Origin of the sequence: Bacillus sp. JJ634 (assembly GCF_036962285.1) — a bacterium.
Taxonomy (GTDB): domain Bacteria; phylum Bacillota; class Bacilli; order Bacillales; family DSM-1321; genus Peribacillus; species Peribacillus asahii_A.
This window is the reverse complement of record NZ_JBALMU010000126.1, coordinates 2,229-13,692: the sequence shown is the minus strand read 5'-3', so window position 1 is coordinate 13,692 and position 11,464 is coordinate 2,229. Positions and strand designations below refer to the sequence as shown.

General features: G+C 35.8%; 8 protein-coding genes. 2 read left to right on the top strand and 6 right to left on the bottom strand.

Annotation, left to right across the window (positions count from 1 at the left end):
- Window positions 1-429: 429 nt before the first annotated feature.
- From V7068_RS17635 to V7068_RS17615, 5 genes are all read right to left on the bottom strand, one after another.
- The gene (locus V7068_RS17635; protein ID WP_499713865.1) at window positions 430-1,797 is read right to left on the bottom strand and encodes a M20/M25/M40 family metallo-hydrolase; all 1,368 of its coding nucleotides are present in this window, start codon (window positions 1,795-1,797) and stop codon (window positions 430-432) included.
- A 274-nt stretch (window positions 1,798-2,071) separates the two neighbouring features.
- Complete coding sequence (locus V7068_RS17630; RefSeq protein WP_499713864.1) at window positions 2,072-2,902, bottom strand: tetratricopeptide repeat protein; 831 nt, start codon at window positions 2,900-2,902, stop codon at window positions 2,072-2,074.
- A gap of 267 nt (window positions 2,903-3,169) precedes the next feature.
- A complete protein-coding gene (locus V7068_RS17625) occupies window positions 3,170-3,388 on the bottom strand; it encodes a hypothetical protein (RefSeq protein WP_499713863.1) in 219 nt (72 codons plus the stop codon).
- Window positions 3,389-3,627: 239 nt separating this feature from the next.
- Complete coding sequence (locus tag V7068_RS17620) at window positions 3,628-4,509, bottom strand: mechanosensitive ion channel family protein (protein WP_499713862.1); 882 nt, start codon at window positions 4,507-4,509, stop codon at window positions 3,628-3,630.
- Between the two features lie 384 nt (window positions 4,510-4,893).
- On the bottom strand, window positions 4,894-6,159 hold the full coding sequence (locus V7068_RS17615) for a hypothetical protein (protein ID WP_499713861.1): 1,266 nt from the start codon (window positions 6,157-6,159) through the stop codon (window positions 4,894-4,896).
- 929 nt (window positions 6,160-7,088) lie between these two features.
- On the opposite strand from V7068_RS17615, the gene V7068_RS17610 reads away from it, so the two are divergent.
- Window positions 7,089-7,361, top strand: coding sequence for a hypothetical protein (locus V7068_RS17610; RefSeq protein WP_127759343.1), 273 nt, complete (start codon window positions 7,089-7,091; stop codon window positions 7,359-7,361).
- Window positions 7,362-7,499: 138 nt separating this feature from the next.
- Here the strand turns inward: V7068_RS17610 and V7068_RS17605 are convergent, their stop codons facing one another.
- Entirely contained in the window at window positions 7,500-9,179 is a 1,680-nt protein-coding gene (locus V7068_RS17605; RefSeq protein ID WP_499713860.1) for a putative bifunctional diguanylate cyclase/phosphodiesterase, read from the bottom strand.
- 1,180 nt (window positions 9,180-10,359) lie between these two features.
- On the opposite strand from V7068_RS17605, the gene V7068_RS17600 reads away from it, so the two are divergent.
- Window positions 10,360-11,232, top strand: a complete 873-nt coding sequence (locus V7068_RS17600) for a DUF1259 domain-containing protein (RefSeq protein ID WP_499713859.1) — start codon at window positions 10,360-10,362, stop codon at window positions 11,230-11,232.
- The last annotated feature ends 232 nt before the right edge of the window (window positions 11,233-11,464 follow it).

The window sequence follows — 11,464 nt, the reverse complement described above, 5'->3', positions numbered from 1 at the left end:
TACTTTTCCTTTAAAACCTTATTCTGTATAGCTATTACAAAATTTTTAAATTACCGCTTATAATAAGGCACAACACCAAAAAAACCTTCGGGGGATTGCGAATTTCCCAACGTAGCTCTAAATTGCTTCATATTTCTTATTTCTTCAGCAAGTGCGTTAATTTCCTGTCTTGAGCTACCACCTTCGATTTGCTTTGCTGCTGATTCTGCATGATTAAATTAATCATTAGACAGGCAGAGTTTTGTTTCAGTACATCCGTTAATTAGTGTTAATTTATCATATGATGGCTAGTAGTCTAAAAAATGAATATCCTCGTTTGAACTGAATTAGTAGCCAATACAAATTGATTGAAATCTTACTCTAAACTGTACAATAACTGTCACTGTCCGCTCTTTCCACATACTAGAAAGACAAGTTAATTAGTCTCTCTTACAATGGCCCTAGCAAAATCCTGCCTCTCAATCCCCTTAACTCCCTCATTCTCTCAAACACACCTTTTATCAGCTTCCCGGTTGCATAAGCAGCCGATACATCTAGAAACTCATCTTCCGTATGTTCATTCCCATATCCCACCGAAAGATTGACACTTTGAATGCCATGTTCTGCCCAAATTCTTGTATCGCTGCTTCCGCCATTTGTGCATCTCCAACCGTTCAGTTCCTCTGCTTTAGCTACGTTTTCAAAGAATGCTCCATAAGCTTTATCACAAAATGGCATATAGCCTCCACAAGATATAACGATGTCTCCTTTGTTACGGCGATCAACCACAATCGCGGCATCCGTTCCCCAAAGGAAGTAATCATCGATTTGTCTTGCACCTACAAGTCCGCACTCTTCCTCTACTGTAAAAATGAATTTGACTTTTCCATTAAAAGAAGAAGAGGCAAGTTGTTCAGCAATATGAAGTAAGACTGCTACGCCTGCCCTGTCATCTGCTCCAAGAATTCCTTTGCTGCTTGACCAAATGTGACCTTCCTTAATAATCATGCGATTTGGTTCAAGTTCATCTACTATATCAAGATGAGCATTTAACAAAATCGTTGGGCCGTTCCCTGATTTATACGTCTTCTCAGCCAACAGATTGCCATGACGATCGACTGAAATATAATCTACATAAGGAGTTAGCTTTTCTTTTACAAATTCTCGCACCTTACCTTCATTCCCGCTTGCTCCTGGTATCGAAAGCAGCTGCTCAAGCAATACATAAAATATTTGCTCTTTTATAAACTCATAGCCTTGATCTAGCCAATCTGCTTCAACGACACTCATTTTCTCTGCTAAATCAAGCAATTCGCTTCTTTGTATTGGAAAGGAAACCGAATAGTGTTGACTTAGTTCACGACAATAAACCCTTCTTAGTCCTAAAGCCAAAAGCAACTGTGTCAATTTTTCAATGTCTGCTTCTTTTTGAATCATTACATAAGCGGACCTTCTTTCATGCCCGTCACAAGAACCCGTTGTATAAAAACCAAGGCGATTCAATTGACGTACAATGCCGCTTATATACGTATCTAATTCACAAACCTTTGGCTCTTCCTCACCAGAACGGAACCATAAATCTCCACCTCTGCCTCTCCATTCAAAATCAACAGCCTCAATCCATTTTTGCTCTGAGACAGGCTCACTATGAAGGACTAAGCTTTCTCCTTCTAATGAGTAAAAGGCATCTGCGCAATTCAAACTTTCTATTAAAAACTCCACATTACCCTTAGTCTCACTCGTACAATCGAATCTATTTACTCCCTTCTGCTCAAGCTTCCATCCATGACGATTAAATAATTGATTCCAAGTTTTCATTTACCATCATCCCCTTTTCGATTTGTACTCACAGTATCTCAAAAAGCGGATGACACCCCTGTCATCAATCTAAAATGAATGTGGCATCACTGCGGTGCATCACGATAAAAGGGATTATTCGATTATAATAATAAGCTGGTTGGCCGTTAATGGATATATCTTCAATTACATCATCTAACATTTCAACATTCTCTATTTTCCCTCTTAGCCTTATAACATTTTGAGTATATGTATTGTCCAGTATTTCTCCGCTTTTCTTATTACTACGAATGATTTAGGTAAACGCTTGTTTCATGGCGGGGGATTGTTCCGTCGTGTTCAATAAAAAATAACGAAGCATCTCTGCTTGATTAAGGGTCAGCGCTTTTTCCTGACCATTATAAATTAAAATATGTTCTCGTTCAGAGAAATAAAGAATTAAGGTATCTTTTAACTCGGTCATATTTTCACACTCTGCCTTTGAACACTTTTTCTCTCCATCTGGCGTCACGATTGTAAAAGCATTCGCTGCCAAATATCCTTCATTTTGTGTAATCATTTCATATAAGGGAGACATTTCAAGGTGAGGTGCTCTTTCCGCATTCTCTTCATTTCTAAGCTTTTGTAATGTATCTTGAGCTTTTTGGACCATATAGAACGCACTATTACTAAGATACAGGTGAGCATTATACATTTGCTGATCGTTCAGCTTATACTTTTGATTGCTGCACGTTTTCTGTTGACTAGTTGCATTGTGAAAATGAATTTGCGCAGATAAGTAATTTTCCTGTTTATAACTAAGAAAACCTAAACGATAGTGGGCAATAGGAAGTTCCCGTTCATATTGAAGTGCCTTTTGCAGACTGCTCTTCGCCACACGATCATCCTTTTGATATTGCATCTTCATGTAAGTGCCATAACAAATTAAATAAGAAACGAGCTTTTGTTTAATATTCTCCAAACTAGAAGCATACTCACTTTCCTGTTCTCTTCGAATTTTTCTATACAGTTCTTCATACATCATCGTGATATCATGCAGTGCACCATCTTTCTCTTCCTCTATAGCTTGACGGAGCTCTTCTTCTAAATCTAAAAGTTCTTCAATCGTTTTTCTTCTGAGCGACATCTTTTTTCAACCCTTTCCTTTTCATCATAAATTAGTGAGGTTATGGCGCAATTTGGCGAGAGTTTTTTATGAATTTGGTGAGATTTTCACTTTATTTGGTGGGATTCTTCCTAATCAAACGAAAAGAAGCTGCCCGTTTCGGAGCAGCCTAGCAAACATTCCCTTTCACTATTCGCATTACAAAATATATTAACCACCACACCCATTAGAAGTTTGAAGAAAATAAAAAAACCTGCCACAAAAGCAACAGGAAAAGGAGTAACAATGTTAACCAAGCAAATGATGTTTTACCACTTCATATGCCTGACAAATATCTGCAAACATTTTACCGTCGTTGTGGCTAATCAAATCCGTAGCAATATCGTACAAGTCTAGTTCATTATCTGTAAAGATGTCTGACATAAGAGTAGCTTCTATTTGTTCAACAAAATATTCAATTTGAGCATTCATTATGATCATCTCCAATAATGATATTTGTTGAGGCAATCATACACCCGCTCATCAAAGTCATCAACAGAGAATCGACATATGACACAAGTTATTCAAAGCTTTTTGACAAGAACATGAACATCTATTTTCTTTTCTGCATATATCCATTTATACGGTTGGGATATCGCCTATTTCTTTATAAATTAGCGAGATCTCCTTTTTATACTCACGAACAAATAGAGCAATTTAGCGAACAGTTCCTGGCACTGTTCGCTATAAAATTCACTGATTTTTGTTTAGCTGTCTGAAGCTTGAACATTTCCTGTCTCACCTTGAAATAACAAGTTAGATGCCGGCATTTGTACACCATGATCATAAAACAAAGACATCATTTCAAATCTAACTTTTCGTGAAATTTCGAAGTATTCTTCAGGCTTTACAAGGCCCACCACACAAAATTCATATCCAACGTATTTAAAATTCGGATTCAAATCCGTAATGCCGACATATTGAAATGCTTCTTCGGGTGTTCCATCTTCCAGCAGCAATAAACTTTCGCTATATTTTTCATTACAAACTTTACATACTGCTTCTAACAATTCCTTAATCCGGCGTGGATCTTCTTGATAGCCGACTGTAATTCGCTCAATTACACGCATTCTTCCTTTGTTAAAATTCTGAATGGTCCTAATTTCTCCATGGGGAATAGTCAGCAATTTACCTGACCATTCCCGAATTTGCATAAAGCGAATGCCGATTTCTTCAATTGTTCCTGAACTAGTTCCGTTAAATGTTACAAAGTTGCCAACACGAAATTCATTATCCGTTAACCGAACCGTGCCCAATAAAATATCTTTTAACAGCTGCTGTGCTGCAAATCCGATGACGACCCCTAGAATTCCTGCTCCAGCAAGTATCGCTTTAATATCAATAAATTGCCCGATTAAATATAGAACAAGGAGTGTTATAGACATATACTTTAAAGAAGAACGTATTACCCCTTGAATAGTTTTCTCTACTTCTTCATCCCAAAAATGGAATTTTCGAAAAAACAAATCTACAGTTTTATTTATAATGTAAGAAATCACCAAAAAAATAACTGCTAAGATGATGATTCTTACAAGTAAAAATTCGTTGATGTATTCTAAAATATTTTCGCTAAACGTTAAAAAATTCACAAATTCACCTCATTCTTCTGTCCCCTGACTTTTTATAGTAGTACAGTACTTTGGGGACGGAACCTCAGTTAACCGATTACTAAAGTTTTTGACTCATATTTCACATTTCGTATACTTAACATCCCCCTTATTCCTCCAAAATCAAACCAATACCTAAACAGAATTATATATTTAATTTAACCTTCGCACCTAAAAAAGATAAACAAAATCCACTATTCAAAGAGAAATCAAGCTTCCAATGAATATAAACATGCCGGAAACTAAGAAGCGATACCTTATCTGTTATATAAAGGCTAATTAGTTTAGAAAATAGACTAGTTCAAATTCTTCAAAAAAAGTGCATTTCCAAGTAAAATCACTCGAAAATACACTTTTCACCTTCTTCTACAAATCAATCGATACTAACTTACCATTTGAAAAATATAAATACTGTGCATCATATTCACCGTAGTAGTAAATCCACTGTTCCCATGTGCCCCAGCTATCAATCGTGATATTTTTATCGTCTGGTGCTCCCCATTGTGTGTTTAACACTTCTTTCTTCGTCATACCAATTTCAACATATTTGGTTGTGTACACTCTTGTAGAATCAGTATCTAGAACATTGCCAATGCTATCGATGACTCGGACTTTTACTGTAGTATTCGCTTTTTGTTTAGGGATGGTCACAGAGTAGGAACCGCCCGACTTTATGCTGCCTTTGTATGTCTTTTTGCCAATTAGGACAATTACTTTATCGCCTTTTTCCCACTTCTTTACGGTTCCAGTTACTTTAGTCGATTTCGTTGTTACATCTTTCATACTAATTATTGTACCTGATTTTAGCTTGACGGTAATTGTCTTCGTTTGCTTATTTCCAAGTTTATCGGCAGCTGTAATTAAGATTTTCGTTCCGACTTTTTGTTTCGAAATCGTAAATTGATATTGACCATTTTTCAAGTCTTTTCCTTTATACGTCTTCTTGCCAATTTTTAAAGAAACCATGCTGTTTTTCTCTGAGGTTACTTTGAAAGTTGTTGTTCGATTAGTGATAGATGGTACAGATATTTTTGGCGGCGTCTTATCAACTACAGTTACCGTTTTTAAATACCATTCCCTATAATTTTGATCCACATAATATAATTCTACCTTTGTTCCCGCCTTGAAAGGTTCATAGAATATAATTAACCCTGTTTTTTTATCTATGTAGCTTTCAAAAGTTTCTCCTTTAACCTTTGCAATTAATCCACCATTTAAGAAACGATCATTGTAGTTTGTAATTGTGTACTCTAAATAATCATTTTTATTAGAAACTGTGGATAAAGATAACTTTGGAAGTAGTGGATCTGCTACTGTTACACTTTGAAACGGTGTCACTTCTCCACTCTCATCTATATAAGAAATATTGATTTGGTCTCCTTTTTTCAGCTCAGGAACGTGGAAAGAAACTGTATCACTAATCCACCATTGATCCCTATAGTCACCTATTTCAATAACTAAATCTCCGTCCATGTCGGTGTTAAAATTAGTAACCTCTACGTCTACCTGCGTTTCTCCTGCTTCAACAGGGGAAGTAATTTTTATAGTTGGTACAATTGTTGCTGCGTTTGTCGTTGACACATTCGCTAAAAAGAATAAACCTAACAGTAATATAAAAACATATTTCTTCATTTTGTCCTCCTTAATCTCTTACACTATTTGAATATTGCAATTGTAGGCAATAGTGGATAAACATGTGAGCTTATTATAACAGAGAACAGGATCAGAATTGGCAAGATTATAGATCAATTTGGATAGATTATCGCATCATTTGGCGAAATTATTGCATGAATTGGCGAAATTCTTCCTAGTAAACAAAAAAAGATATAACCGCAATAAGCGAACAGTAGACACCATTCGCTATAATATCGTTTCTTGCATACTTCAAATCCACCATAATTCCACTCTATTAACCAGATATACAGTTCCAATATACCGGAATTATTCTCTCCATACGGGTACTCCTGTATCAAAAAAGGAAGGCAAGACATTTACTAATTGCGGAAAAAAAGAAGTTGGAATGAAGGAGTTGAAAGGATGGGAAAACCCCACCCTTAACGAACGAGCTGTTTACAAGTTGGACAAGTTATCTCGTTATCTGGTTTAAATGTTATTTGTTTCAGATCATATCTTGTAAAAGTGACGTAAACGTGATATTTTTCTCCACATTCACAATAATTTTTATCTTTTACAATATGCCTTACATTGGATCCTTTTAATAATATAGTAGGAAAAAACATGTACATCCCCTCTTTTAATAAGCTTTTTATCTAAGATGTAATCAAAATAGTAGCATAAAAAAACTCTAAAGGAGGGAATTAACAAAAACCATACATTTTCTTAATAGAGGAATAATATTCCCCCTCATCATAGATGTGAGAAAGTCATCTTGCACTTTTCTATAAAAATTAAGCAACTGCGTTGTTTTTTATCTAAAATTGACTACTTTTGCCGAAAACATTGACTTTCATGGCTTCTAGATTATAATAATATTATTAATTTAATGTAAAGTTTATGTAAATTTCACATTAAACCATTGACAAAAGAGGGGATTATATATTATGACAGTGAACGAATATTGCGGGAGCATGGAATCCTCCATTCTGGATTTTATCTTTTCCCTAACAGATGACATTCTTGAGAAAATTCAATACAGAAAGTTATTTTACCAAGAACAAATTGCACGCTATGTACAAAAACAAATCGACTTCTTCTTCAACACCTATAATTTAAAGACAGCTCTTTTATACAGCTACAAGCACGAAGCTTATAACACGATTATGTTTAAATTAAAAAATCATTTAAAGGAGCATAATATCCTCCAATGTGTATAAATAAAGGAATTATATAAGAAGAGAACTTTCCTTTCTACTAATCAAAAGTAAAAAGAAAAGTTCTCTTTCGTATTTTATCCCGCTTTTCTACATGCGCTCTCCCCGTCGTCATTAGAAAAAACAACAACATTCTTTTGTCTAAGCTTTTACTGCTAAAACCTTTGCTTCCACCTCATCTGCAGGAAGCGGCGGACTCAAATAATAGCCTTGTACCCTTTCCAAGCCAAGAGAACGAATGGTAGTAAATTGTTGTTCATCTTCAACTCCTTCAGCTACTACTCTTAGACCTATGCTGTGGGCAATATTCGTGATGGATTTGACAATTTCCTTTTTCATTCCGTTGTTAATGTCATCGATAAAGGATTTATCAATCTTAACAGATGTGATAGGAAGCATACTTAAGTAGCTAAGCGAAGAGTACCCTGTTCCAAAATCATCTAACGCTATGTTTATCCCGAAATCTTGTAACTGCTTTAGTTTATGAAGCGTATCTGCCAAGTTTATGATGGCCATACTTTCCGTAATTTCTAAAATTAAATGTTTAGGGTCAAGCTTGTTGTGAAGCAGTGCTTCTTCAATCGTTTCCACAATATTTTCATTCATCAGCTGTCGATTAGATAAATTAACCGAAATCGAAAGGTCAAACCCTTGATCTCGCCACATGCTAGTTTGCTTACACGCTTCTTTTAAAACCCATTCACCGATAGGTAAAATTAAACCAGTTTCCTCAGCTAAAGGAATAAAGTCCGCAGGGGAAATAAAGCCTTTTGCAGGATGCTCCCAGCGAATTAATGCTTCTGTTGACACGATTCGATTGGTTCTCAAATCTAACAGTGGTTGATAATATATTTGGAATTGTTGTTCTTCGATTGCTTTTCTTAATTGATTTTCTAATACTAACTTTTTTAAAATTTCTTCATTCATTTCTCTATTAAAAAATTGATAATTATTTTTCCCTTTTTCCTTTGCTTTGTACATGGCCAGATCCGCGTACTTAATTAATGTTTCCGCATCCATTCCATCCGATGGAAAACAACTGATTCCTATACTTGGGGTACAATGAATTGCATTTCCCTCTAATATAAAAGAGGAAGATAGCGACTGAATGATTCGCTTCATTATTTTTTCCATTTCAACACAAGAGACATCTTGAAGTAAAAGAATAAATTCATCGCCGCCTTGTCTAGAGACGATATCTCCTTCTCTAACGCTGCTTACGATTCTTTTAGAAACTTGTTGAAGGAGAAGATCACCAATTCCATGACCATATGTATCATTGATTACTTTAAAACGATCAAGATCCATAAATACTACGGCTAACCGACACTGGTTTTTCTTCGCTTCGGTAATAGCTTTCTCTATCATGATATTAAAATAATTGCGATTAACTAAGCCAGTCAACGTATCATAATGAGCTAAATGAAGAATTTCTTTATTTGCTTTCTCCAATTCAGCAGGACTTGGTATCGTTAGTAGTTTGGGAATGATCCTCCAAAGTAATATAGCTGTTAATATCGATACTGCAGCAGTTAATATGTTTAGTATATTATCCACTATATAGAAAGGTTTAGGCGGATTCAGGTACTTGATAACATGCATCAAATGCCCGGTTCCACATAACATAATAAACAATATGAAACAACTAAACATCCATCTAAACTCAAAATTTCTCCTTTTCTTCATGAAAACTAGCATAGTTATAGGTATCGAGAAATAAGCGAGACTCGTTAAGATGCCCGCAATAGCGTCTACTGAGAAAATCTCTTTCATATGTGTATGCACTGACAACATTGTCAAGCTGTTTAATAGTTGAACCATGATACTAAACTCTCCTCTATGGTGCTTCACGTTTTATCTTAAACTCAAAATTATAAATCTTAACTTACTTTGCCATCATTTAAATGAATAAATCCAAAGCTAATTTAATCTATTTCCTAGAATTACATTGCCCCATTATATATTACAATATCTTTTGTTGTATACTGTAAATTAATCATGAATTTAATCCTACAATAAGGTAAATAATACTACAAACTTAAACTGAATTACCCAGAAAAATATTAACTCTATAAAATAACAAACTACAAGAATGCGCATCTCTGATTTTAAAAAATAAATACATATGTCATATGAACTTCCTTTTAGCGCACAAAAAAAGGATTGAGATCAAAATTGCTCAATCCTTTTTTATTGCTGTCGTTCTAAGAGTAAGTGTCCAATCATTTTTCCTTTACTGTTTGACCCCAGTGAAGGACATTTTCCTTGTCTAATTGCTCCTGTTTGTCCTTCATGACCCCGATGAAGGACTTGTCCAATTGCCGGATTTTGTCCTCTAACACACTTTATTGGGATGGCAAAAAAGGAATTATCTGATGAGAATAGGGAAGGCTGCCCCGAAAGCGATTCTTCATGACTTTTGGGACAGCCTCGAAATGAGCCCTATCGTTTTATTAACAATATTGTTTAACATAGCCTTTAATTAAAGAAGAGATAAGTATTTCACCTCAACTTCTACTCTGTATCAGTTACCACTCTCTATTCGGGTACATTTGGTGCCACTGTTGCCAAGTACCGTGGGGGTGTTGTTGATGCCACTGCTGCCAAGGTACATGGTGGTGAGGTTGATGCTGTTGATATTGCTGATGCCATTGTTGCCAAGTACCATGAGGGTTCTGCTGATGCCACTGTTCCCAAGGTACAGATGTAGAAGGCGATTGACCAGGTTGCATTAAATTCACCTCTTATTTTCATTTATTCTTTACAGCTTATGGAAATTAGTTTTTAAAGAGCTTATCTATATTAAATACGGGCTTATACTAGTTAATTGTGCTGAATCAAACTCCGAAATTAGGTAAGAGTCTATACCTCTAAAGCATGAATACATACATTACCTTATATGGTTTGGGTTTTTAGGAAGATGGATTGTTCTTTTTTGATGCAGCTAATTGCCCTCCCTTCCAACCTGACTTACTAATAAAGATGAGGAGATGTATTTTATATGGAAAGTTCCGGAATGAATCCATCTGATCTTTGTGAAGAATTCGCAGAGATTCTCGATTCAACCGCTAGTGTTGTTAATGGTGTTTGTTTAGCGACTCGTTCAAGAACGAATATTCATCCAGTAGTACTAGGCAGAAAAGCCGAATCCTTTATGTTCATTCCACAAGCATTTTCATTTGAAAATATGGATAGAGATGGAAGGGCTTTATGTTTAGGTGAGACTGTCATATTAGAAGAAGAAATTAATCCGTTCTTGAGTAAGCTTCGAAAGCATGGAATTATTGTGACTGCTGTGCATAATCACTGGCTGTTTGATAAACCGCGTCTGATGTATATGCACTTTGAATCGATTGATCGTCCGCTCTCGTTTGCTAAAAAGGTTAGAGATGCTATGGAGGTATTGATTACACATCCTGTAGGGGTTAATTCTAGAACCAACAATCCTAATATCCATATAGATAATCTTTGTGATGATTTTAATGACATTCTCGGAGGAACGATGCATACAGCTGAGAATGGAGTTTGTATGGTGATGAAATCTCGTACTAATATCCAACCTGTAGTTCGTGGCAGGAGAGGAAGGTCCTTTCTGCTTATTCCACAAATGTTTACATTTGAATCAATGACAAGAGATGGTTTAGCCCTTTGTACCGGTGAAACAGTTATTCTCCAGTCTGAAATAAACCGCTTTATTAGTAAACTTCGTGAACATGATATTATCGTTACCGCCGTTCATAACCACTGGTTATTTGATAAACCTAGGCTTATGTTCATGCACTTTGAATCGATTGATGAGCCAATCCTCTTTGCTAAAAAAGTTCGAGACGCTTTACGTGTCTTGACTACTAAAGAAGTTCGGCCGAAAAGGTAGAGACTTGCGAACAGTGCCAAGCACTGTTCGCAAGTAAACTAAAGAGACAACGTTGAGCGTTGCCTCTTTAGCCTGTTTCTATTCTTCTTCCTTCTCTTTCTTCTTCTCTGCTTTCTCCTCTTCCTTCTCTCTCTTCTTCTCTGCCTTTTCTTCTTCCTTCTCTTTCTTTTTCTCCGCTTTCTTCTCTCCCTGCTCTTTCTTCTTCTCTTCCTGCTTCTTTCTTCTTCTCTTC

What these genes read in the sequence shown, in the direction of transcription:
- V7068_RS17635 (WP_499713865.1), bottom strand. Translation starts at nt 1,797, where the DNA reads ATGAAAACTTGGAATCAATTATTTAATCGTCATGGATGGAAGCTTGAG.
- V7068_RS17630 (WP_499713864.1), bottom strand. Translation starts at nt 2,902, where the DNA reads ATGTCGCTCAGAAGAAAAACGATTGAAGAACTTTTAGATTTAGAAGAA.
- V7068_RS17615 (WP_499713861.1), bottom strand. Translation starts at nt 6,159, where the DNA reads ATGAAGAAATATGTTTTTATATTACTGTTAGGTTTATTCTTTTTAGCG.
- V7068_RS17610 (WP_127759343.1), top strand. Translation starts at nt 7,089, where the DNA reads ATGACAGTGAACGAATATTGCGGGAGCATGGAATCCTCCATTCTGGAT.
- V7068_RS17605 (WP_499713860.1), bottom strand. Translation starts at nt 9,179, where the DNA reads ATGGTTCAACTATTAAACAGCTTGACAATGTTGTCAGTGCATACACAT.
- V7068_RS17600 (WP_499713859.1), top strand. Translation starts at nt 10,360, where the DNA reads ATGGAAAGTTCCGGAATGAATCCATCTGATCTTTGTGAAGAATTCGCA.